Consider the following 24,582-nt stretch of genomic DNA (forward strand, 5'->3'; position numbering starts at 1 on the left):
TTGAAATGTCTAGTTTTAGCGCTGGTTTTTATTTAAGCGCTAGTACTTTTCTTTAAAAGATGGAGGTTTTTTATTCGATGAGCGGTGCCAAATATAGACGTGTAGTGTTAAAATTAAGTGGAGAAGCATTAGCGGGTGAACAGGGGTTTGGTATAAATCCATCTGTAATCCAGTCTGTAGCAAAACAAGTTAAAGAAATTGCAGAACTTGGAGTGGAAGTTGCTGTAGTAGTAGGTGGCGGAAACATCTGGAGAGGTAAAATTGGTAGTGAAATGGGAATGGATCGTGCAAATGCTGATTACATGGGAATGCTTGCTACAGTGATGAATTCCTTAGCGTTACAAGATAGCTTGGAGAATCAAGGAATCCAAACTCGTGTCCAAACATCTATTGAAATGCGACAAGTTGCAGAACCATACATAAGAAGAAAAGCGATTCGTCATCTTGAGAAGAAGCGAGTTGTCATTTTTGCAGCGGGTACAGGAAATCCTTATTTCTCAACAGATACAACTGCTGCTTTACGTGCTGCTGAAATTGAAGCAGAAGTTATCTTAATGGCTAAAAATAATGTTGATGGTGTGTATAGCGCTGATCCATCTATAGATAAAACAGCCGTGAAATATGAATCATTAACCTATCTTGATGTAATAAAAGAAGGATTAGCTGTGATGGATTCCACTGCCTCTTCACTTTGCATGGACAACGATATTCCGTTAATTGTCTTTTCAATTATGGAAGAAGGAAATATTAAACGTGCCGTACTAGGAGAAAATATCGGAACAATTGTAAGGGGGAAATAACTTTATGGCAAATAACACATTAAATCAAGTGAAAGATAAAATGTCTAAAGCAGTCCAAGCATTGTCTCGTGAACTAGCAACAGTAAGAGCTGGAAGAGCGAATCCGGCAATACTTGATAAAGTTACGGTTGATTATTATGGGGCACCTACACCTTTAAATCAGCTAGCTTCAATTAATGTACCAGAAGCTAGAATGCTTGTTATTCAACCATACGACAAGTCCGCCTTAGGAGATATGGAAAAAGCGATTCAAAAGGCTGATTTAGGCTTAAACCCAACTAATGATGGCTCAATTATTCGTATCTCAATTCCGCCATTAACAGAAGAAAGACGTCGTGATTTGGTCAAGCTTGTTAAGAAGTATGCAGAAGAGTCAAAAGTTGCGGTTCGAAATGTTCGTCGTGATGGTAATGATGATTTGAAAAAGCTTGAGAAGAATGGTGAAATCACTGAGGATGAATTACGTAGTCTTACAGATGATATTCAAAAATTGACAGATGAATCTATTAATAAAATTGATTCAGTTGCAAAAGAAAAAGAAAAAGAAATCATGGAAGTCTAACCCATTTCAATGTACAATATATTGTAAAAAGACCCTCTTACGTTTACAGGGGGTTTTTTTGTTAATACTGTCTACTAATTAGTTACCTCGAACGAAACAAATGGTAAAATGAGTGAAACTCGATTGAGACGGGTGTTGGAGGACTTGTTCATGTTTGGAAAATTTAAAAAGACAAAAAAGGAGCCAGTTTCTATTTCTGAAGACGAAATAGTAAAAGGGCCAATACCTAACCATATAGCAATTATCATGGACGGAAATGGGAGATGGGCAAAAAAACGATCATTGCCACGTACTGCTGGTCACCATGAAGGCATGAAAGTAGTAAAGCGAGTAACAAAGCTTGCAAGTAGACTAGGGGTGAATACTTTAACAGTCTACGCATTTTCAACAGAAAACTGGAAGCGTCCAGAGGATGAGGTTAATTATTTATTAAAACTTCCCCAAGAATTTATGGGCACATTTCTACCAGAGTTGATCGAAGAAAATGTACAGGTTCGAATCATGGGGAATAAAGATGCGATACCTGCACATACTCAAAAAGCGGTAGATAAAGCTGTGAACGATACGAAGAACAATACAGGCATGGTATTAAATTTTGCACTTAACTACGGTGGCCGTGCAGATATCCTGGATGCGGTCAATCATATTCTTTCAGACTATCGTGAGAAAGACCCCTACAAAAAGATTGATGAAGAGCTTTTTAATCAATATTTAATGAGTGCAGGTTTAGAAGATCCCGACTTATTAATTCGTACAAGCGGGGAAATTCGCTTAAGTAATTTTATGCTCTGGCAGCTTGCATATACTGAATTTTGGTTCACCGATGTATTATGGCCTGATTTTAAGGAACATCATTTATTAGAGGCCATTCATGCATTTCAAAAGAGAGGTAGACGATTTGGTGGTATATGACCATTACGACCAAACCGTATAAAAAAGGAATGATACAATGAAACAAAGAATTATAACGGCAATAATTGCAGCAGCAGTCTTCCTGCCGATTGTTATTTTTGGTGGCGTCCCGTTTACTATTTTAGTCTATTTGATGGGAGCAATTGCTATATTTGAGCTTTTACGGATGAAGCAAATTAATATTGCATCAATCCCTGGTGTAATCTCTATTATATTGTTATGGGTTATTTTAGTTCCTAGTCAATATAATAATTTCTTTGAGACCCTTCAAATTACGAAGATTGAAATCGTTCTTCTAATTGTTTTGTTTATTTTAACGTATACTGTTATTTCAAAAAATAGCTTCAGCTTTGATGATGCTGGCCTTGTGATTCTGTCAGCTCTATACATAGGATTTGGTTTTTATTATATGATTGAAATAAGAGCGATGGGATTAGCATATATATTTTATGCATTCGTTGTTATTTGGACAACCGATTCAGGAGCGTATTTTGTAGGGAGAAAACTTGGTAAAAATAAGTTATGGCCGGAAATTAGTCCTAATAAGACCATTGAGGGCTTTGTCGGCGGTATTGTGACTGCTATTGTATTTGCGTTCATTTTTAACATGATTACAGATTTATTTGATTCCTTCATATCACTAATAATCGTGACGTTGTTTGTGTCTGTTTTTGGACAAATTGGGGATCTAGTAGAATCTGCGCTTAAAAGGCATTATAACGTGAAAGATTCTGGAACATTACTTCCTGGCCATGGCGGAATATTAGATCGATTTGATAGCATGATATTCATCCTGCCAATCCTTTATTTCTTAAGTGCAATTATTCAGTAGTGGTTGTTTATTAGGAGTGAGTTTGTGAAAAAAGTAAGTTTATTAGGAGCTACGGGCTCGATTGGGCAGCAAACATTGGATGTTATTGAAAAGCATCCTGAAAAACTACAGCTTGTAGCCATGTCAATAGGGGAAAATGTTGCCCTTGGTCGAAAAATTATCCAAAAGTTTTCGCCAAAGCTTGTCTCTGTAAAATCAAAAGAAACATATGAACTATTTAAAAGTGAATTTTCAAGTAATATCCGATTTGTCTATGGTGATGAAGGATTAATTGAGGTGGCTACTTTAGATGAAGCAACCATCGTCCTAAACTCAGTAGTAGGAAGTGTAGGACTTTTACCTACCTTAAAAGCTATCGAAGCAAAGAAGACGATTGCCCTTGCTAATAAGGAAACATTAGTTACTGCAGGTCATTTAGTAATGGATGCAGCAAATCAGAATGGGGTTTCAATTTTACCAGTAGATAGTGAACATTCGGCTATTTTTCAGTGTCTTCAAGGAGAAAAAGAAAAAAATGTTGAGAAGATCATTCTGACCGCTTCAGGTGGAAGTTTCCGTGACCGAACACGTGAAGAACTTAAGGATGTTACAATTGAAGATGCTTTAAATCATCCGAATTGGTCAATGGGTGCTAAAATTACAATTGATTCTGCGACAATGATGAATAAAGGGTTAGAAGTAATTGAAGCTCATTGGTTGTTCAATCTTCCATATGAACAAATTGAAGTACTTCTTCATAAAGAAAGTATTATTCATTCAATGGTCGAGTTCCATGATAGTAGTGTCATTGCACAACTAGGTACACCCGATATGAGAGTTCCCATTCAATATGCCTTTTCATATCCAGACCGATTTCAAATGGCTGCATCAAAGGAGAGACTACGACTTTGGGAGATAGGTAAACTACATTTTTCAAAGCCAGATTTTGACCGCTTTAGATGTCTTGGGTTTGCATTTCAAGCCGGAAAAACAGGTGGAACCTTACCTACTGTATTAAATGCCGCAAATGAAGAGGCAGTTTCAGGTTTTCTAAATGGAAAAATCTCGTTTTTACAAATCGAAGATATCATTGAGGGAACAATTGAGAAGCATGATATTGTACAACATCCAAGCTTAGATATCATCCAAGAGGTAGATCAACAAACACGGGCCTATGTTCGTGGATTAATAGAGAAAAAATAAGATTTAGATACACTTTTTATAGTCAATCTAACAAAAGGTGGTTAAATATGTGGAGACTGTGATAGCCTTTATCATTATATTTGGTGCACTCGTATTTTTTCATGAGTTGGGACATCTCGTTTTAGCAAAGCGAGCAGGAATTCTCTGTCGTGAATTTGCAATTGGGATGGGGCCAAAGGTATTTACCTTTAGAAGAAATGAAACATTGTATACGATTCGTCTCCTTCCGATTGGCGGATATGTTAGAATGGCTGGCGAAGATCCAGAAATGGTTGAAATTAAACCCGGTCATAATATCGGGTTGTTATTCGATAATGCTGGAAAAGTAGAGAAAATTATCTTAAATAATAAGGATAAGTATCCAGATTTAAGAGTAATTGAGGTTGAGGTAGCAGATTTAGAGCATAATCTTTTTATTTCGGGCTATGAGGATGGAGAAGACGAGGTTCTAAAGAGATTTGAAGTTAGTGAGACTGCGTTTTTTGTGGTCGATGGACAAGAAACTCAAATTGCTCCTTATAATCGCCAATTCGCTTCCAAAACGTTATTGCAACGGACACTGGCAATTGCTGCGGGTCCGGCAATGAATTTTGTTCTAGCCTTTATCATTTTAATTGCAATTGGTTTATTACAAGGAACGCCAATTGATAAACCGATTCTAGGAAAGCTAACCGAGGATGGGGCAGCACTTCAAGCAGGTCTCCATGAAGGTGATATTGTTCGTGAGATTGATAATGAACAAGTTTCTACATGGAATGATATTGTAAATATTATTCGCGCAAATCCGGAAGAAGAAATTGGATTTGTAGTTGAACGTAATGGAGAATTACTGGATATACCTGTAACTCCGAAAGCTCAACAAATTGAGGAACAAACTATTGGTATCATAGGTGTCTATGGGCCTGTTGAAAAATCAGTATTGCCTTCCTTGAAATATGGGGTTATGGAAACCTTCATGTGGACAAAGGAGATTTTACTTGGACTTGGAAAGCTTATTACAGGTCAGTTCTCGATCGATATGCTTTCTGGACCAGTTGGAATATATGTATCAACCGATACAGTTGTTCAATCTGGGATCTATTATGTAATGAAATGGGCCGCAATTCTAAGTATTAACCTTGGAATCGTGAACCTTTTACCGTTGCCTGCCCTTGACGGAGGGAGACTAGTGTTCTTTGCGTTAGAGGCCGTTCGTGGAAAACCAATTGATAAGCAAAAAGAAGGTATGGTTCATTTTATTGGATTTGCCTTATTAATGCTTTTAATGTTGGTGGTAACGTGGAACGATATTCAAAGATTCTTTCTATAAAATAAGCTGAAATTATAATGAGGTGCAAGATATGAAACAAAGTATGACGCTTATACCTACACTACGAGAAGTACCAGCTGATGCTGAAGTCAAGAGTCACCAGCTTTTAATTCGAGCAGGTTTTATTAGACAAAATGCAAGTGGGGTATATAGTTACCTTCCATTAGCCAAACGCGTTTTACAAAAAATTGAAACAATCGTCCGTGAGGAAATGGAGCGTGCAGGTGCTGCGGAGCTACTTATGCCTGCATTAACGCCTGCAGAGTTATGGCAGGAATCAGGTCGTTGGTATTCTTATGGTCCAGAACTAATGCGCCTACACGATCGTCATGAACGTGACTTCGTATTAGGACCAACCCATGAAGAGGTTATTACGAGCCTCGTACGCGATGAAATTAAATCCTATAAGAGACTACCAATCACCCTTTATCAAATACAAACTAAGTTCCGCGATGAAAAAAGACCTCGTTTCGGGTTACTACGAGGCCGAGAATTTATCATGAAGGATGCATATTCATTCCATGCTAATCAAGAAAGCCTTCACGATATCTATGAAAAAATGTATACTGCATACTCCAATATTTTCTCTCGTTGTGGACTGAACTTCCGTGCTGTGATTGCGGATTCTGGTGCAATGGGTGGAAAAGATACCCATGAATTCATGGTGCTTTCAAAAATTGGTGAGGATACAATTGCTTATTCTGATACGTCCTCATTTGCAGCTAATATTGAAATGGCGCCTGTTGTTATGGAATATCCAAAAAGCAATGAGTCAGTAAAAGCATTAGAAAAAGTAGAAACAAATGAGAAGAAAACGATTGAAGAGGTTGCTTCTTTCCTTGATGTAACAAAGGAAAAATGCATTAAATCACTCCTTTTCCAAGTAGATGAAAAATTTGTACTTGTATTAGCACGTGGTGACCATGAAGTAAACGATATTAAAGTGAAGAACTTATTAGAAGCTACAAATGTTGAATTAGCAAGCGCAGAGGATACCAATCGCGTTATGGGCTGCACAGTTGGTTCTTTAGGCCCGATTCAAGTATCGGAAGACATCACTGTAATTGCAGACCATGCTGTAGCATCAGTTGTAAATGGTGTTTGTGGGGCAAATGAAGAGAATTATCACTTTATAAATGTAAATCCAGACCGTGATTTTTCAGGAATTCAATATGCAGACCTTCGCTTCATCCAAGAAGGCGACCCATCTCCTGATGGTGAAGGGAAAATAGTATTTGCTGAAGGCATTGAGGTAGGTCATATCTTTAAGCTTGGTACACGTTATAGTGAGGCAATGAATGCAACCTTCCTAGATGAAAATGGAAGATCACAACCAATGATTATGGGTTGCTATGGTATTGGGATTTCCAGAACTTTATCTGCAGTTGCAGAGCAATCAAATGATGAAAATGGTCTGATTTGGCCAGCAAATCTTGCACCATTTGATCTACACTTAATCCCTGTTAATATGAAGAATGAAGAACAAAAAGCAATTTCCGAATCTTTATATGTAACCCTTAAGGAAAGCGGCTATGATGTATTATTTGATGACCGCGCTGAACGCCCAGGTGTGAAGTTTGCAGATTCTGATTTAATTGGTCTGCCTCTCCGTATCACAGTTGGAAAACGTGCGGGCGAAGGGATTGTCGAAGTGAAAGTTCGTAAGACTGGGGAAACATTGGAAATAAATATTGAAAATCTTATCGAGACAATTAGCAAATATGTAGTAAAATAAATACTAGAAAAGAAAAGGGTACCTCGGTAGTATGGGGTACCCTAAATTCTGTCTGAAGAGGGGGAACGAGGATGGAATTATCGCCACAGCAAAAAGAACGGTTTAAGGTCTTGCTACAACAGCTTGAACTAACTGAAGATGCAATAGTTGCACACTTTGCAAATGCAGGTATTGAAAAACTTATGATTGATAAAGAGAAGAAGGCATGGCATTTCTTATTTTCTTTTGAAAAAGTAATTCCAGCAGATGTCATGAGGATATTTTCTACTCAACTACGAACAAAATTCACGCATATAGCATCCGTAACTTTCTCACTACATGTACAATCACAACATGTGACTGAAGAAATGGTACAAGCCTATTGGCCACTTTGCTTACAAGAATTAGATGGAATTGCACCACCTATTCTATCTTTATTGCATAGTCAACTTCCAACACAACAAGGCCTTAAGCTTCATATTAAGACAAGAAATGATACGGAATCAATTGCTATTAAGAAAAAATACGGGCAATTATTAGGAAATGTCTATCAATCCTATGGTTTTCCTATGTTCACACTTGAAACAGAAATTGAGGTTTCTAACCAAGAGTACGAACAGTTTTTAGAGAAAAAACAACAGGAAGATCAGGAAAGAGCGTTATTAGCTGTTGCTGATATGCAAAAGAAAGAGAAGGAAAAAGATCAGAATAATACTGTTACTGGACCGATTACAATCGGATATACAATCAAGGATGAAGAAGATTTTAAAGAAATCAGTTCAATTCTTGATGAAGAACGTAGAATTGCGATTCAAGGATATATTTTCTTTGCTGAAACAAGAGAATTGCGAAGTGGAAGAACTCTTTTAACCTTTAAAATTACAGACTATACGGATTCTATCCTAGTAAAAGTATTCTCACGGGACAAAGAAGATGTACATCTACTACAATCCATTAAAAAAGGTATGTGGGTCCGCTGTCGTGGAAGTATTCAAAATGATACATTTGTTAGAGATTTAGTGATGCTTGCAAATGATATTAATGAGATACAGCCGATGAACGAAAGAAAAGACACTGCGCCAGAAGGAGAAAAACGTGTCGAGTTACATGCACACTCTCCAATGAGCCAGATGGATGCTGTAACTTCTATTAGTCAATTAGTTGGCCAAGCAAAAAAATGGGGGCATACAGCGATTGCATTAACAGACCATGCGGTAGCTCAATCTTTCCCAGAAGCTTATTCAGCAGCGAAGAAAAATGGGATAAAGATGATTTACGGTGTTGAAGCAAATTTAGTAGATGATGGTGTCCCGATTGCCTATAATTCACAGCATCGTAATTTAGAAGAGGATACGTATGTCGTATTTGACGTAGAAACGACAGGTTTATCTGCAGTTTATAATACAATTATTGAGTTAGCTGCTGTTAAAGTGAAAAATGGTGAGATCATTGATCGATTTGAATCATTTGCAAACCCTCATCACCGATTAAGTGCAACAACTATTGACTTAACTGGAATCACAGATGATATGGTAAGAACAGCACCAGAAGTTAGTGAAGTCCTGGTTAAATTCAAGGACTGGACCGAGGATGCAATATTGGTTGCCCACAATGCAAGCTTTGATATGGGCTTTTTAAATGTTGGTTATAAAAAGGCGGGGCTCGAACAAGCAACAAATCCAGTAATCGATACGCTGGAACTCGCGAGATTTTTATATCCAGAATTAAAAAACCACCGATTAAATACATTATGTAAAAAGTTTGATATTGAACTAACCCAGCATCACCGTGCGATCTATGATGCAGAAGCAACAGGTTATTTGGTCTTGAAATTATTAAAAGATGCTGCAGAAAAAGAAATTCAATATCATGATCAGTTAAATGATTATATGGGTCAAGGTAAAGCATACCAACGTTCAAGACCTTATCATGCGACTTTGCTAGCACAAAATGATGTAGGACTAAAAAACTTATTTAAATTAATTTCGATTTCACATATTAATTATTATTACCGTGTACCACGGATTCCACGATCCCAGTTGCAAAAATATCGAGAAGGTATTTTAGTGGGCTCTGCCTGTGACAAAGGGGAAGTATTTGAGGGTATGATGCAGAAGTCACCTGAGGAAGTTGAGTCCATTGCTCAATTCTATGACTATCTAGAAGTACAGCCACCATCAAATTATAGACATTTACTCGAATTGGATTTAATCCAAAATGAGCGTGAACTTAAAGACATCTTAAAAAATATTGTTAACCTTGGGGAGAAATTGAATTTACCGGTAGTTGCTACGGGGAATGTGCACTATTTAAATCCTAATGACCATATTTATCGAAAAATTTTAGTTCGGTCCCAAGGTGGTGCAAATCCATTAAATCGACATTCTTTACCAGAAGTTCATTTCCGCACAACCAATGAAATGTTAGACTGTTTTTCTTTCCTCGAAAAAGAGAAGGCGAAGGAAATTGTTGTTACAAATACACAAAAAGTCGCAGACATGATTGGTGACGTGAAGCCAATTAAGGATGATCTGTATACACCTAAAATCGAAGGTGCAGAAGATGAAATCAGGAATATGAGCTATAGTATGGCACGAAGCATCTATGGTGAAGAATTACCTGAAATCGTTGAGAAAAGATTAGAAAAAGAGCTTAAAAGTATTATTGGGCATGGATTCGCAGTAATTTATCTAATTTCTCATAAGCTTGTTAAAAAATCACTTGATGATGGATATCTCGTAGGTTCACGTGGATCGGTTGGTTCATCATTAGTAGCGACGATGACGGAAATTACAGAGGTAAATCCATTACCACCACATTATGTATGCCCAGACTGTAAGCATTCAGAGTTTTTTAATGACGGTTCAGTTGGTTCTGGATTTGACCTTCCAGACAAAGATTGCCCAAATTGTGGAGCGAAGTATAAGAAGGATGGACATGATATCCCGTTCGAAACGTTCCTTGGGTTTAAGGGAGATAAGGTTCCGGATATCGACTTAAACTTCTCTGGTGAGTATCAGCCTCGTGCTCATAACTATACGAAAGTACTGTTTGGTGAAGAATACGTATATCGTGCAGGAACAATCGGTACAGTTGCTGAAAAAACGGCCTATGGTTATGTTAAAGGTTATGCAAATGATCATAATTTGACGATGCGTGGTGCAGAAACTGACCGTTTGGTAGCAGGTTGTACAGGCGTTAAACGAACGACAGGTCAGCATCCAGGAGGTATTATCGTTGTTCCGGACTATATGGATATCTTTGATTTTTCACCTATTCAATTTCCGGCTGATGATACAAGTTCTGAATGGAAAACCACACATTTTGATTTCCATTCTATCCATGACAATGTACTTAAACTTGATATACTCGGACACGATGATCCGACAGTCATTCGTATGCTCCAGGACTTGAGTGGAATTGATCCAAAAACCATTCCAACCGATGATCCTGAGGTAATGAAAATTTTCAGTGGTACTGAGTCTCTCGGCGTAACCGAAGAACAAATTATGTGTAAAACGGGTACTCTTGGGATACCGGAATTCGGGACACGCTTTGTACGTCAGATGCTTGAGGACACAAAGCCGACTACTTTCTCGGAATTAGTTCAGATTTCAGGGCTTTCACATGGTACGGATGTATGGTTGGGTAATGCGCAGGAGCTTATCCATAATAATATTTGTACACTAAGTGAAGTTATAGGTTGTCGTGACGATATAATGGTTTACCTTATTTATAAAGGTCTAGAACCATCCCTAGCGTTTAAAATTATGGAATCCGTTCGTAAGGGTAAAGGGTTAACGGATGAGTTTATTGAAGAAATGAAGAAGAATGATGTCCCTGATTGGTATATTGACTCATGTTTAAAAATTAAATATATGTTCCCGAAGGCCCATGCAGCCGCATATGTTTTAATGGCCGTAAGGATTGCATACTTTAAGGTTCATTTACCATTGCTTTACTACGCAGCATATTTTACAGTTCGTGCAGATGATTTTGATGTAGAAGCTATGGTACGCGGTTCAAGCACAATACGCGCTAAAATGGAGGAAATCAATGCCAAAGGGCTTGAAGCTTCAACTAAAGAAAAGAACCTCCTAACAGTTTTAGAATTATCTCTAGAAATGTGTGAACGCGGATTTGCTTTTAATAAGATTGATTTATACCGTTCGGGTGCAAGTGAATTTATAATTGATGGAGATGCCTTAATTCCACCGTTCAATTCGATTCCTGGACTAGGAACAAATGCTGCAATCAATATTGTGAAAGCAAGAGAACAAGGTGAATTTTTATCCAAAGAAGATTTACAGAAGCGTGGTAAAGTATCTAAAACAATTATGGAATATCTTGAAAACCATGGCTGCCTAGAAGATATGCCAGATCAAAATCAATTATCCTTGTTCTAATCAGGACTTTTATTTGCATATAAATAGCGATTATGTTATAGTTTTTATGGAAATGCTATGTATATTACTGGTAAAAGAGTGGGGCTTCCCACTCTTTATTCTTTGGCTGAGGCTAAAAATTGTGTAACAACGTTTATTTAGATGGAACTTCACTATATTTTCCAACTGCCTCCCTGCTATTATAGCAGGGTGTTTTTACACTACTTAGGAAATACTATGAATAAAACAAAGGAATTCCTTATCAGCTTAGGAGGAAAAACATGAGTAAAAAGGTAACACAAATAGTGGAAGAATTAGTGATACCTATTGTAACTGATTTACAGATGGAACTTGTTGATGTTGAGTATCTAAAGGAAGGGAAAGACTGGTTTCTACGTGTCTTTATCGACTCCGAAAAAGGGGTAGATATTGAAGATTGTGGAATAGTTAGTGAAAAATTAAGCGAAAAGCTTGATGAAGTAGATCCCATTCCGTATAACTATTTTCTAGAAGTTTCTAGCCCTGGTGCTGAACGCCCGTTGAAAAAGGACAGTGACTTTGAAAAGGCAATTGGAAAACAAGTGTATGTGAAAACATACGAACCAATCGACGGTGAAAAGATTTTTGAAGGAGAGCTTACTTCATTTGATGGAAAGCTAGTAACAATCAATGTAATGGTCAAAACACGCAAAAAATCTGTAGAAATTCCGTATGAAAAAATTGCAAATGCAAGACTTGCTGTTACTTTTCATTAATAGGTTTGAGATAATAAAGGGGGATTAGGAAACTAATGAGTAGTGAATTATTAGATGCCTTAACATTGCTCGAGAAAGAAAAAGGCATTAGCAAAGATATTATTATTGAGGCAATTGAGGCAGCACTTATTTCTGCATATAAGCGGAATTTTAACCAGGCTCAGAATGTAAGAGTAGATTTGAACTTAGCAAACGGTTCTATGCGTGTGTTTGCTAGAAAAGATGTAGTAGATGAAGTGTTTGACCCTAGACTAGAAATTTCCGTAGATGAGGCAAGAACCATCAACCCTAATTACCAGGTCGAGGACGTTGTCGAAATTGAAGTAACACCAAAAGACTTCGGAAGAATTGCTGCTCAAACTGCGAAACAAGTTGTTACTCAACGTGTACGTGAAGCAGAAAGAGGAGTTATTTACTCAGAATTCATTGACCGTGAAGAAGACATCATGACAGGAATTGTTCAGCGTCTAGATTCCAAGTTTATCTATGTCGGATTAGGGAAAATTGAGGCATTGCTTCCATTAAATGAACAAATGCCTAATGAAAAATATAAGCCTCACGACAGAATAAAAGTCTACATAACAAAGGTTGAAAGAACGACAAAAGGTCCACAAATCTTTGTTTCTAGAACACATCCTGGATTATTAAAACGCCTTTTCGAAATTGAGGTTCCTGAAATCTATGACGGAACAGTTGAAATTAAATCAGTTGCCAGAGAAGCGGGAGATCGTTCTAAGATTTCTGTTCACTCTGATAATCCAGAAGTAGATCCGGTAGGTTCTTGTGTTGGTCCTAAGGGTCAACGAGTTCAATCTATTGTAAATGAACTAAAAGGTGAAAAAATCGATATTGTAAAATGGTCTGATGATCCAGTTGTTTTTGTAGCAAACGCTCTAAGCCCATCTAAAGTACTTGATGTTAATGTGAATGAAGAAGAAAAAGCAACAACAGTTGTTGTTCCTGACTATCAATTATCATTAGCAATCGGTAAGCGTGGGCAAAACGCTCGTTTAGCAGCAAAATTAACTGGTTGGAAAATTGATATTAAGAGTCAAACAGATGCAGAGCAAGCGGGAATTTACCCTAGAGAAGGCTTTGGATTATTTGACGACGATCACGAAGATGAACATGAGGAAGAAGCATTCGATTTGCAGTCTGAAGAAATCGAGTGAGGTGAAGAAAATTGGTAGGAAATAAAAAAATACCATTACGTAAATGTATTGCCAGTGGTGAAATGAAGCCGAAAAAGGAACTTGTACGAATTGTGCGTTCCAAAGAGGGTGAAGTTTCCATTGACCTTACTGGAAAAAAGTCTGGCCGCGGTGCATACCTAAGTAAAGATAAAGAATGTATCTTACTAGCGAAGAAAAAGAACATTCTTGCTGGTCAGCTGAAAGCCACGATTGATGAATCACTCTATGAAGAATTACTCCAACTAGTAGATAAGGAGAAGCCTTCATAGATGGAGAATAAAGAATGGTTTTCATTATTAGGTCTTGCCAATCGAGCAAGAAAGGTCATTTCAGGTGAAGAACTCGTCGTGAAAGAAATTCGCAATGGAAATGCAAAACTTGTTCTCTTATCTGAAGATGCATCAGCAAACACTACAAAAAAAATTACGGATAAAAGCACGTATTATCAGGTTCAACTTCGTACTGTAAGCGATCGGTATACACTAGGACATGCGATTGGTAAGGATGCCCGAGTAGTTGTCGCGATAACGGAGAGTGGGTTTGCAAAAAAAATTAGTCACTTGCTCGATTAACATATTTGGGGGTGAACATATGAGTAGAATGCGTGTATACGAATATGCAAAACAACAAAATATCTCAAGTAAAGAAGTTATTACAAAGCTTAAAGAGATGGACATAGAGGTTAAAAATCATATGGCAACAATTGAGGGAGATATTTTGAAAAAATTGGATCAAACATTTGGTAAAAAAACAGAAACTGCTAAGGCTACAAGCGAGCAAAATAAGAATAATAACTCAAAACCACCTGTTAATAATAATGCTACAACTAAAGTGGTTGACAAAAAAGAAGTTAAGAATAAGCCTGCAACTCCTAAAAACCGTGATGGTAAAAAGCCTGAAAATCAAGGGCAGAAAAAGGGTTTTCAGTCAAATCATAACAACAACAATAACAGAAGAAATAAAAACAACAGACAAAAAGGTAATAACCGTCCAAACCATCAACAACAACCGGTACAACCAAAGCCTGAAAAAAAGTTACCTGAAAAAATTACTTTCATTGGTTCCTTAACCGTTGGGGAATTAGCGAAAAAATTAGGTAAAGAGCCTTCTGAGATTATTAAGAAGTTATTCATGTTAGGTGTTATGGCGACAATTAACCAGGAACTTGATAAAGATTCAATCGAATTAATTGCATCAGAATATGGTGTTGAGGTTGAAGAGGAAATCGTCTTTGACGTTACCGAATTCGAACAGTATGTAGAGGAAGATAATGAAGAAGACTTAATTGAAAGACCTTCGATTGTTACAATCATGGGACATGTAGACCATGGTAAAACAACTACCCTTGATTCTATTCGAAATACAAAGGTTACAGCTGGAGAAGCTGGTGGAATTACACAGCATATTGGTGCCTATCAAGTTGTTGAAAACGGAAAGAAAATAACTTTCTTAGACACACCAGGACACGCTGCTTTTACCACTATGCGTGCAAGAGGTGCTCAGGTTACCGATATTACTGTTTTAGTAGTCGCAGCAGATGATGGTGTAATGCCGCAAACAGTTGAAGCAATAAACCATGCAAAGGCTGCTGAGGTGCCAATTATCGTTGCAGTGAATAAAATGGATAAACCAACAGCAAATCCTGACCGCGTAATGCAGGAATTAACTGAACATGGTTTAGTACCTGAAGCTTGGGGAGGAGACACAATCTTCGTTCCGATTTCGGCGTTAACAGGAGAAGGAATTGACAACCTGCTTGAAATGATTCTTCTAGTGGGTGAAGTTGAGGAATATAAGGCAAACCCTAAGAGAAGAGCAACAGGTACTGTAATTGAAGCGAAGCTCGATAAAGGAAGAGGTTCTGTTGCCACACTACTAGTGCAAAACGGAACGTTACGCATAGGTGACCCAATCGTTGTTGGAAACACATTTGGTCGTGTCCGTGCAATGGTTAATGATTTAGGCCGACGTGTTAAGGAGGCAGGACCTTCTACTCCAGTTGAAATCACTGGACTAAGTGATGTCCCACAAGCCGGCGATCAATTCGTTGTTTTTGAAGATGAAAAGAAAGCACGACAAGTTGGAGAAGCCAGAGCTCAAAAGCAATTAGTTGAGCAACGTGGCGACAAAGTGAAAGTAAGTCTAGAAGATTTATTTGAGCATATTAAACAAGGTGAAATGAAGGAAATTAACTTAATTGTAAAAGCTGACGTTCAAGGTTCAGTTGAGGCTTTGGCAGCTTCTCTTCAAAAGATTGATGTAGAAGGTGTTAAAGTTAAGATTATCCATACTGGTGTTGGTGCGATTAATGAATCCGATATTACACTTGCATCAGCTTCAAATGCAATTGTAATCGGCTTTAATGTACGACCTGATGTGAATGCAAAACGAACTGCAGAAGCTGAAGAGGTCGATATCCGTCTTCACCGCATTATCTATAAAGTAATTGAAGAAATCGAATCTGCAATGAAGGGTATGCTTGACCCTGAATTTGAAGAGAAAGTAATTGGGCAAGCAGAAGTGCGTACAACCTTCAAGGTATCGAAGATTGGTACAATTGCTGGTTCTTACGTGACAGATGGTAAAATCACTCGTGACAGTGGAATTCGCCTAATTCGTGATGGAGTCGTTATCTTTGAAGGAGAAATTGATACTTTAAAACGTTTCAAGGATGATGTGAAGGAAGTTGCGCAAAACTATGAGTGTGGTATAACAATTACGAAATTCAACGATATTAAAGAAGGAGATATCATTGAAGCATTCGTGATGCAAGAAGTTGATCGACATTGATCGGCTATGTAGAGTGTGAATGCGTCATTTATGATGCGAATTCTTTGAAAGCAAAACGTGCCGTTTTACAAAGTGTCATTACTCGACTCAAACAAAAGTTTAATATTTCAGTTGCGGAGGTAGACCATCAGGATACATGGCAACGCACTAAACTAGCCATTGTTACTGTATCTTCAAGTCGAAAGCACTCTGAACTAGAATTAAACAATGCGCTAAAGTTTATTGATTCGTTCCCGGAATTAGATCGAACAATAACCGATTTTGAGTGGTTATAACGAGGTGATATAAAGATGAGTTTACGACCAAATCGTGTTGGAGAACAAATGAAAAAGGAATTGAGTGACATAATTGGACGAAAGATAAAAGATCCCCGCATTGGATTTGTAACTGTTACCGACGTTCAAGTTACTGGAGACCTTCAGCAAGCGAAAGTTTTTATTTCGGTTTTAGGTGATGAAGAGCAAAGGCAAAACACATTAAAAGGTCTTGCCAAAGCGAAAGGCTTTATCCGTTCAGAAATCGGTCAACGTATTCGTTTACGGAAAACACCTGAGATTCTTTTTGAATTTGACGAATCAATTGATTATGGGAATCGAATTGAAACGATCCTACATGAAATAAATAAAGATTCAAATCAAGAATCTAACCGAGAATAGAGTAGAGGATAGGCTTTATTATAAAGTCTATCCCTTTTTTCAATCTATTTAAGAAAAGTGTATTTAAACACCTATCTAAAAGTTTAGGGGAGTGGCTCTAAGTGGATGGAATTTTACTGCTTAATAAACCAAAAGGGATGACTTCCCATGATTGTGTCTTCAAGGTTCGGAAGTTAGTGAAAATGAAAAAAGTAGGGCATACAGGAACATTAGACCCTGATGTATCAGGTGTTCTACCCATATGTTTAGGAAAAGCGACTAAAATCGTAGAATATGTAACCGCAGCTAACAAGACCTATGAAGGTGAAGTGAAAATAGGGTTCTCAACTACTACAGAAGATGCCTCCGGTGAAATGGTAGAAGAAAAAAGAGTAGACCGTGATATAACCAAAGATGAAGTATTGAAAGTACTTCATTCATTAACTGGTGAAATCATTCAAACCCCTCCAATGTATTCTGCTGTCAAAGTCAATGGAAAACGTCTTTATGAGTATGCTAGACAAGGAATGGTAATTGAAAGACCATCTCGTAAAATTACCATACATAAGCTGGAGCTACTTAGCGATATTGTTCAATCCAATAATACAGTATCATTTCGTTTCCGTGTCACCTGTAGCAAGGGTACGTATGTGCGAACGCTCGCTGTACAAATTGGTGAAAAGCTAGGGTATCCATCTCATATGTCTGATTTAATAAGGACATCTTCTGGTGAGTTTAAACTCCAACAATGTATGACACTTGAAGAACTAGAAATCATGGTGAAAAATGAACGCATTCAGGAACATCTCCTATCAATTGAAGATGCTCTTTCCCATTTGCCCAAATTAATAATTAATGATAAAGTAGCAGAGAAAGTAAAAAATGGGTCTGTCTTGCCGGTTCCACAGGAGTTAAATCAAATCCAGGTTGGAGAACCTATTGCTACCCTACATAACGGTGATATCCTAGCAATATATCAAAGGCATCCAGAAAAACCCAACTTTATAAAACCTATTAAAGTACTAGTCAATAATCAAGAATTAAAATAGGTTATTCGTGTAGAAAAGGTGAAATAGAAGTGAAGACGATATATATCACACATCCACATTCCTTTAATCAAACAGATTTGCCGCCAACAGTATTGGCATTAGGATATTTTGATGGGGTCCATTTAGGCCACCAGAAAGTTGTTGAAACTGCAAAAAAGGAAGCAGAGAAACAAGGGATTTCTTGCTCTGTTATGTCTTTTGATCCTCATCCATCAATCGTCCTAAAAAAAGATGTTACACATGTTGAATATATAACTCCTTTGCATCATAAAGAAGAGTTATTTGCTCAATTTGATATCGACTATTTGTATATAGTTAATTTTACATCTGAATTTGCGAGTCTATCGCCACAACAATTTGTTGAGCAATACATTATCGGTCTTAATGTTAAACATGTTGTTGCAGGATTTGATTTTACGTACGGACGGTTTGGAAAAGGAACAATGGAAACTCTTCCGGAACATGCTAATGGACGATTTACCCAAACAACTGTAGAGAAATTAACTTTCAATAATGAAAAAGTAAGTTCAACGCTTATCCGTGAATTTATAGAGAGTGGTGAGGTTGACAAACTTCCACCTTTATTAGGTAGATTTTACACAGTAAATGGGATTGTGGTTGATGGTGAAAAACGTGGTAGAACCATCGGCTTTCCAACTGCAAATGTTAAAACAAATGAAGATTATATTATTCCTAAAATGGGCGTGTATGCTGTTCGTTTAAAAGTTGGTTCAAAATGGTATAATGGAGTATGTAACCTAGGGGTTAAACCAACTTTTCATGACAATGTAAAGTTGCCATCAATTGAAGTTCATCTATTCGATTTTAATGAAGATATCTATAAGGAAAAGGTTATTGTTGAATGGCACAAACGAATTCGTTCAGAAAGAAAGTTTTCTTCCATTGACGAATTGGTGAAACAAATTGGACTTGATAAGGAACAGGCGAAGGAATACTTTGAGAAAATAGACGAACATACTTGCTTTTTATCGTAAAAAGTTGTATTCTAGTTAAGTATGAAAAAGAACCATTGCGTGGCAGTACGAATCACCAACGTCTGCTAGGTAATTGGGGATACTATTATAGGAGGTGAATAGGATGGCTATCACACAAGAGCGTAAGAACGAAATTATCAGCGAGTACAAAACTCATGAAAATGACACTGGTTCACCAGAGGTTCAAATCGCTGTCCTAACTGAGCAAATCAATAAGTTAAATGATCATTTACGTACACACAAGAAGGATCATCATTCACGTCGTGGTCTATTAAAGATGGTTGGTAAACGTCGTAATTTATTAACATATCTTCGTAATAAAGACGTAACTCGTTACCGTGAATTAATCAACAAGCTTGGACTACGTCGATAATCTACGAAAAAGCGGGAGCATTCCCGCTTTTTTATTAGGTTAAAAAATGAGGGATTTTTTTCCTCCATTTCTACTATTTGAACAAAAATTCACTTTACATATTTAACGAGTATTGATATGTTCGAATAAATTAGTTCATACTATCATTACATATATTTGAATGTGATTTAGAGAGGGGTACTATTATATGGAACAAGGAAAGCAAGTTTTTTCCATGGACTGGGCAGGCCGACAGCTGACCGTTGAAATTGGTCAACTAGCAAAGCAAGCTAATGGGGCTGTATTGGTTCGTTATGGAGAGACTGCTGTCTTAAGTACAGCAACAGCATCGAAAGAGCCAAAACCATTGGATTTCTTTCCGCTTACTGTAAACTACGAAGAACGATTATATGCAGTTGGAAAAATCCCTGGAGGATTTATCAAACGTGAGGGTAGACCAAGTGAAAAGGCGATTCTAGCAAGTCGATTAATAGACCGACCGATTCGACCTTTATTTGCTGATGGATTCAGAAATGAAGTTCAAGTTATCAGTATCGTTATGAGTGTTGACCAAGATTGCTCTTCAGAAATGGCAGCAATGTTCGGTTCATCATTGGCGCTATCTGTTTCAGATATCCCATTTGAAGGTCCAATAGCAGGTGTAACTGTTGGTAGAGTCGACAATCAATTTATCATCAACCCATCAGTGAAAGAACAGGAAATGAGCGATATCCATCTAGTTGTAGCCGGTACAAAGGATGCAATCAATATGGTTGAAGCGGGTGCCGATGAAGTTCCTGAAGAAGTAATGCTTGAAGCAATTATGTTTGGACATGAGGAAATTAAACGATTAATTGCCTTCCAAGAAAAAATCGTTGCAGAAATCGGTAAAGAAAAAAGAGAGATTGTCCTTTACGAGCTTGATTCAGAATTAGAAGCACAAATTCGTGCGAAAGCGGAAGAGGATATTAATAAAGCAGTACAAGTTGCTGAAAAGCATGCGAGAGAAGATGCAATTAATGAAGTAAAAGCTGCAATTTTAGCAGAATACACAGAACAAGAAGTTGATGAGTCGACACTTAAGCAAGTGAAGGAAATTTTAAATAAACTTGTAAAAGAAGAAGTTCGACGCTTAATCACCGTTGAAAAGGTTCGTCCTGACGGAAGACAAATCGACGAAATTCGTCCACTGTCATCAGAAGTAGGATTATTAACCCGTACACATGGTTCTGGACTATTCACACGTGGACAAACCCAGGCATTAAGTATTTGTACACTTGGTGCATTAGGAGATGTGCAAATTCTTGATGGGTTAGGTATAGAGGAAACAAAGCGTTTTATGCACCACTATAATTTCCCTCAATTCAGTGTCGGTGAAACGGGTCCAATGAGAGGCCCAGGACGTCGTGAAATTGGACATGGTGCTTTGGGTGAGCGTGCATTGGAACCTGTTGTACCTTCTGAAAAGGATTTCCCATATACCATCCGCCTGGTTTCTGAAGTATTAGAATCAAATGGTTCTACTTCCCAAGCGAGTATTTGTGCGAGTACATTAGCAATGATGGATGCAGGTGTTCCAATAAAAGCTCCTGTAGCTGGGATCGCAATGGGGCTCATCAAATCAGGAGAGCACTATACAGTATTAACTGATATTCAAGGAATGGAAGACCACTTAGGAGATATGGACTTTAAGGTTGCGGGAACATCAAAGGGTGTAACTGCTTTACAAATGGATATTAAAATAGCTGGTCTTTCACGTGAAATCCTTGAGGAAGCATTGCAACAAGCTAAAAAAGGCCGTATGCAAATTCTTGATTCAATGTTAGCAACACTAACAACCCCTAGATCTGAGCTTTCTAAATATGCACCGAAGATCTTAACATTAAAAATTAATCCAGATAAAATCCGTGATGTTATTGGGCCAAGTGGTAAACAGATCAATAAGATCATTGACGAAACTGGCGTAAAAATTGATATTGAACAAGACGGTACAGTCTTTATTTCTTCAATAGATGAAGCAATGAACCAGAAAGCCAAGAAAATCATCGAAGATATTGTTCGTGAAGTAGAAGTTGGCCAAATGTATCTTGGTAAAGTAAAACGTATTGAAAAGTTCGGCGCATTTGTTGAAATCTTCAGTGGAAAAGATGGACTTGTTCACATTTCCGAACTTGCTGAAGAACGAGTTGGAAAAGTTGAGGATGTTGTCTCAATTGGTGATGAACTCCTTGTAAAAGTTACCGAAATTGATAAGCAAGGCCGTGTAAACCTTTCAAGAAAAGCCGTTTTACGTGAACAAAAGGAAAAAGAAAAGCAACAACAATAATAATCTTTCGAAAGCCTGGTAAACCGGGCTTTTTAGGTTTTTATTTATGTTGTGAAATCGTTTTTAAAGTTTGAACAGTAGCTATTACACTTTTCTCAATTTGTGTTCTACCTTGTCCCTCCCTTACATATTTTCTAGTAAAGAGGGGGATTGTTATGAAAAAAAGGTATATACAATTTATTGCTTTTATATGCATATTATTGGTTTCAATTGGATCATTACATAATCCGTTCACAAATGACTACGTTCAGGGATTAAAAAACAGTTCATTAAAAGAAAGCGCTGACGCAATCCCTGTTAGTAGTAAAGGTGACCAACTTTTAAATGAAATTGAAAAAAGGGCAATTGAATATAGTATTCCTGCAGAAGATGCGAAGATTGACCCTGTTTGGAAAGCAACTCCTGGCCTCAATGGACTAGAGGTAGATATTAAAGCTTCATATGAAAAGATGAAAAAAGAAGGCGAATTTGATGAAAATAAGCTGGTGTATAAGCAGCTATCACCTAAAGTTCACCTTGAAGATTTACCTTCGTCCGCGATTTATCGAGGGAATCCAAACAAACCGCTTGTGTCTTTTATAATAAATGTTGCATGGGGGAATGAATATATTCCTGATATGCTTGCTACGTTAAAAAAGCATAATGTAAATGCAACTTTTTTCTTAGAAGGAAGATGGGTAAAGGAAAATCCAGATTTAGCTAAAATGATTGTGGATGCTGGACATGAAGTAGGCAACCATTCCTATACGCATCCCGATATGAAAACCTTGTCTTCAGATCTTGTTAGAGAGCAATTAATGAAGACAAATCAGGTAATTGAGGCAGCTACAGGGAAAAAGCCTACGCTCTTTGCTCCACCTAGTGGAAGCTACCGTGATGAGGTCGTTAAAATCGCAGACGAACTCGGTATGAAAACAATTATGTGGAGTGTGGATACAATTGATTGGCAGCGTCCACAACCCCATGTTTTAGTTCAAAGGGTAATGGGCAAAGTCCATCCTGGCGCTATGGTTTTAATGCATCCAACATCACCAACTGCTCAAAGTCTAGAAAGATTAATTATATCTATTAAACAAAAAGATCTTGCAATCGACAACGTTTCTACATTATTAAACGAAGAACGTATCATACTAAAGAAAAAGTAGTGGTGTAAGAACAGGAGGAATCCAGCATTGATTAAAAAGTATACTTGTCAAAATGGTGTAAGAATTGTATTAGAAAACATCCCAACTGTTCGATCAGTTGCTATTGGTGTTTGGATCGGGACAGGATCACGAAATGAAAGCCCTGAGAATAACGGTATTTCACATTTTCTAGAGCATATGTTTTTCAAGGGTACGAAAACAAGATCTGCTAGGGAAATTGCAGAGTCTTTTGATAGTATTGGTGGACAGGTAAATGCATTCACCTCTAAAGAATACACTTGTTATTACGCAAAGGTATTAGATGAACATGCAAAATTTGCACTAGATGTTCTATCGGACATGTTCTTCAATTCGAACTTTGATGAAGATGAATTGAAAAAAGAAAAAAATGTTGTCCTAGAAGAAATTAAAATGTACGAAGATACACCAGATGATATCGTCCATGACTTATTAAGTAAAGCTACTTATGAAAATCATCCATTAGGTTATCCAATTCTAGGAACAGAAGAAACATTGGAAACTTTTAATGGTGATAAACTCCGTCAATATATGAATGCTATGTATACTCCAGAAAATGTGGTCGTGTCTATAGCTGGTAATATTGATGAAAATTTTATTTCTGAGGTTGAGGCATACTTTGGTAATTATTCAGGAGACCAAACGAAATATGAGTTGCAAAAACCTTCTTTCCATACTAATAAGATCACTCGAAAGAAAGAAACCGAACAAGCCCATCTTTGCTTAGGCTTTAATGGCTTACAAATTGGAGATAAAGATGTTTACGACCTAATCGTATTAAATAATATTCTTGGGGGTAGTATGAGTAGCCGTTTATTCCAAGACGTACGTGAGCAAAAAGGTTTAGCGTATTCTGTATTCTCTTATCATTCCTCTTATAAGGATACTGGGATGGTCACCATTTATGGGGGCACAGGAAGTAAACAGCTTAATTTGTTATTCGAAACAATACAGGATACATTAGCAAAGCTTAAGGCAGAAGGTATCACCGAGAAGGAATTAAAGAACAGCAAAGAGCAAATGAAGGGTAGCCTTATGCTCGGACTTGAAAGTACAAACAGTAGAATGAGCCGAAATGGGAAAAATGAATTATTATTAAAGCAACATAAAAACCTAGATGAAATTTTAGATGAAATTAATGCTGTAAGTGAAAATAGCGTGAATGCAATGGCAGAACGAGTCTTTACAGACGATTTTTCACTTGCTTTGATTAGTCCCACAGATGATTTACCGACCAAGCTTTCAAATTGATTTTGATTCTAAAAATGTGGACTACTCCATACACTGTAAAAAGGACATGTGAGGGGTGGTCTTTTTGAGGCTAAGTGAATTAAGTGGAAAAGAAATTGTTGATGTCAAACGTGCTGAAAGACTAGGTGTTTTAGGCCAAACTGATTTAGAAATTGATGAGAGAACAGGGCAAATAAAGGCTCTCATCATTCCATCTTTAAAATGGTTTGGTTTAAAGAAACAAGGAAATGAAGTCCGCGTATCATGGCAGCATATACGTAAAATTGGTACAGATATGATCATCATTGATATTCCAGATGATTTTGGAACAGAGGAAGCTGAATAGTAATACAATATAAACCCACGGATAGTAAATCAAGACTAAAAAAATAAAAACA

At 37.4% G+C, this 24,582-nt stretch carries 22 protein-coding genes; all 22 read left to right on the top strand.

Going from position 1 to position 24,582, the window contains the following annotated elements; translation table 11 throughout:
* Positions 1 to 77: 77 nt before the first annotated feature.
* Entirely contained in the window at positions 78 to 800 is a 723-nt protein-coding gene (pyrH, locus tag CKJ95_RS05745; RefSeq protein ID WP_099352447.1) for a UMP kinase, read from the top strand.
* 4 nt (positions 801 to 804) lie between these two features.
* Positions 805 to 1,362 carry a ribosome recycling factor gene (gene frr, locus CKJ95_RS05750; RefSeq protein WP_099352448.1) on the top strand — a complete coding sequence of 186 codons (558 nt, stop codon included), beginning with the start codon at positions 805 to 807 and terminating at the stop codon, positions 1,360 to 1,362.
* A gap of 150 nt (positions 1,363 to 1,512) precedes the next feature.
* Positions 1,513 to 2,274 (top strand): isoprenyl transferase, encoded by a 762-nt coding sequence (locus tag CKJ95_RS05755; protein ID WP_099352449.1) that lies wholly within the window; start codon positions 1,513 to 1,515, stop codon positions 2,272 to 2,274.
* 37 nt (positions 2,275 to 2,311) lie between these two features.
* The gene (locus CKJ95_RS05760; RefSeq protein WP_099352450.1) at positions 2,312 to 3,106 is read left to right on the top strand and encodes a phosphatidate cytidylyltransferase; all 795 of its coding nucleotides are present in this window, start codon (positions 2,312 to 2,314) and stop codon (positions 3,104 to 3,106) included.
* Positions 3,107 to 3,130: 24 nt separating this feature from the next.
* On the top strand, positions 3,131 to 4,288 hold the full coding sequence (locus tag CKJ95_RS05765; protein ID WP_099352451.1) for a 1-deoxy-D-xylulose-5-phosphate reductoisomerase: 1,158 nt from the start codon (positions 3,131 to 3,133) through the stop codon (positions 4,286 to 4,288).
* Positions 4,289 to 4,337: 49 nt separating this feature from the next.
* Entirely contained in the window at positions 4,338 to 5,597 is a 1,260-nt protein-coding gene (gene rseP / locus CKJ95_RS05770) for an RIP metalloprotease RseP (protein WP_099352452.1), read from the top strand.
* A gap of 31 nt (positions 5,598 to 5,628) precedes the next feature.
* Positions 5,629 to 7,332: a proline--tRNA ligase gene (locus CKJ95_RS05775; protein WP_099352453.1), complete on the top strand. Its 1,704-nt coding sequence runs from the start codon at positions 5,629 to 5,631 to the stop codon at positions 7,330 to 7,332.
* A gap of 71 nt (positions 7,333 to 7,403) precedes the next feature.
* Positions 7,404 to 11,717, top strand: a complete 4,314-nt coding sequence (locus CKJ95_RS05780) for a PolC-type DNA polymerase III (protein ID WP_099352454.1) — start codon at positions 7,404 to 7,406, stop codon at positions 11,715 to 11,717.
* Positions 11,718 to 11,977: 260 nt separating this feature from the next.
* Entirely contained in the window at positions 11,978 to 12,451 is a 474-nt protein-coding gene (rimP, locus tag CKJ95_RS05785) for a ribosome maturation factor RimP (protein WP_099352455.1), read from the top strand.
* A 35-nt stretch (positions 12,452 to 12,486) separates the two neighbouring features.
* Positions 12,487 to 13,623 carry a transcription termination factor NusA gene (gene nusA / locus CKJ95_RS05790; RefSeq protein ID WP_099352456.1) on the top strand — a complete coding sequence of 379 codons (1,137 nt, stop codon included), beginning with the start codon at positions 12,487 to 12,489 and terminating at the stop codon, positions 13,621 to 13,623.
* An 11-nt stretch (positions 13,624 to 13,634) separates the two neighbouring features.
* Positions 13,635 to 13,913: an RNase P modulator RnpM gene (rnpM, locus tag CKJ95_RS05795; protein WP_099352457.1), complete on the top strand. Its 279-nt coding sequence runs from the start codon at positions 13,635 to 13,637 to the stop codon at positions 13,911 to 13,913.
* A complete protein-coding gene (locus tag CKJ95_RS05800; protein WP_099352458.1) occupies positions 13,914 to 14,216 on the top strand; it encodes a YlxQ family RNA-binding protein in 303 nt (100 codons plus the stop codon).
* A gap of 19 nt (positions 14,217 to 14,235) precedes the next feature.
* Positions 14,236 to 16,434: a translation initiation factor IF-2 gene (gene infB / locus CKJ95_RS05805; protein ID WP_099352459.1), complete on the top strand. Its 2,199-nt coding sequence runs from the start codon at positions 14,236 to 14,238 to the stop codon at positions 16,432 to 16,434.
* Positions 16,431 to 16,709 carry a DUF503 domain-containing protein gene (locus CKJ95_RS05810; RefSeq protein WP_099352460.1) on the top strand — a complete coding sequence of 93 codons (279 nt, stop codon included), beginning with the start codon at positions 16,431 to 16,433 and terminating at the stop codon, positions 16,707 to 16,709. The genes infB and CKJ95_RS05810 overlap by 4 nt, the downstream gene beginning before the upstream one ends.
* Positions 16,710 to 16,724: 15 nt before the next feature.
* Positions 16,725 to 17,090, top strand: a complete 366-nt coding sequence (rbfA, locus tag CKJ95_RS05815; RefSeq protein ID WP_077617859.1) for a 30S ribosome-binding factor RbfA — start codon at positions 16,725 to 16,727, stop codon at positions 17,088 to 17,090.
* A 101-nt stretch (positions 17,091 to 17,191) separates the two neighbouring features.
* Entirely contained in the window at positions 17,192 to 18,118 is a 927-nt protein-coding gene (gene truB / locus CKJ95_RS05820) for a tRNA pseudouridine(55) synthase TruB (protein WP_099352461.1), read from the top strand.
* A gap of 29 nt (positions 18,119 to 18,147) precedes the next feature.
* Positions 18,148 to 19,113 carry a bifunctional riboflavin kinase/FAD synthetase gene (gene ribF, locus CKJ95_RS05825; protein WP_099352462.1) on the top strand — a complete coding sequence of 322 codons (966 nt, stop codon included), beginning with the start codon at positions 18,148 to 18,150 and terminating at the stop codon, positions 19,111 to 19,113.
* A 103-nt stretch (positions 19,114 to 19,216) separates the two neighbouring features.
* Positions 19,217 to 19,486 (top strand): 30S ribosomal protein S15, encoded by a 270-nt coding sequence (gene rpsO / locus CKJ95_RS05830; RefSeq protein ID WP_010282323.1) that lies wholly within the window; start codon positions 19,217 to 19,219, stop codon positions 19,484 to 19,486.
* Between the two features lie 187 nt (positions 19,487 to 19,673).
* The gene (pnp, locus tag CKJ95_RS05835) at positions 19,674 to 21,791 is read left to right on the top strand and encodes a polyribonucleotide nucleotidyltransferase (RefSeq protein ID WP_099352463.1); all 2,118 of its coding nucleotides are present in this window, start codon (positions 19,674 to 19,676) and stop codon (positions 21,789 to 21,791) included.
* 155 nt (positions 21,792 to 21,946) lie between these two features.
* Positions 21,947 to 22,936 carry a polysaccharide deacetylase family protein gene (locus CKJ95_RS05840; RefSeq protein ID WP_099352464.1) on the top strand — a complete coding sequence of 330 codons (990 nt, stop codon included), beginning with the start codon at positions 21,947 to 21,949 and terminating at the stop codon, positions 22,934 to 22,936.
* A gap of 27 nt (positions 22,937 to 22,963) precedes the next feature.
* The gene (locus CKJ95_RS05845) at positions 22,964 to 24,205 is read left to right on the top strand and encodes a M16 family metallopeptidase (protein WP_099352465.1); all 1,242 of its coding nucleotides are present in this window, start codon (positions 22,964 to 22,966) and stop codon (positions 24,203 to 24,205) included.
* A gap of 64 nt (positions 24,206 to 24,269) precedes the next feature.
* Positions 24,270 to 24,530 carry a YlmC/YmxH family sporulation protein gene (locus tag CKJ95_RS05850; RefSeq protein WP_099352466.1) on the top strand — a complete coding sequence of 87 codons (261 nt, stop codon included), beginning with the start codon at positions 24,270 to 24,272 and terminating at the stop codon, positions 24,528 to 24,530.
* Positions 24,531 to 24,582 lie beyond the last annotated feature (52 nt).

Origin of the sequence: Fredinandcohnia onubensis (assembly GCF_002734285.1) — a bacterium.
GTDB lineage: Bacteria > Bacillota > Bacilli > Bacillales > Bacillaceae_L > Ferdinandcohnia > Ferdinandcohnia onubensis_A.